Origin of the sequence: Streptomyces lushanensis (genome assembly GCF_001700515.1) — a bacterium.
Classification (GTDB): domain Bacteria; phylum Actinomycetota; class Actinomycetes; order Streptomycetales; family Streptomycetaceae; genus Streptomyces; species Streptomyces lushanensis.
On record NZ_MAUD01000618.1, the window covers coordinates 892 to 1,152 of the forward strand.

Sequence of the window (261 nt, forward strand, 5' to 3'; positions counted from 1 at the left end):
TCTTCCCGGTCTGCACGCCGGACGCCTCCGACTCCGCGACCTTCGACGAGGTCCTCGAACTGCTCCACCTCGGCGGCCGGTCGCTGCCGCACTCCGTGCTGATGATGGTCCCCGAGGCATGGGAGAACCATGACTCCATGGATCCCGCACGGCGGGCCTTCTACCAGTTCCACGCCACGATGATGGAGCCCTGGGACGGCCCGGCCTGTGTCACCTTCACCGACGGCACCCAGGTCGGCGCGGTCCTCGACCGCAACGGAC

At 68.6% G+C, this 261-nt stretch carries 1 protein-coding gene; it reads left to right on the forward strand.

Annotated elements, in window-relative coordinates:
• On the forward strand, positions 1 to 261 hold a 261-nt coding region (locus tag BFF77_RS37535; RefSeq protein ID WP_245704012.1), incomplete at both ends, for a hypothetical protein.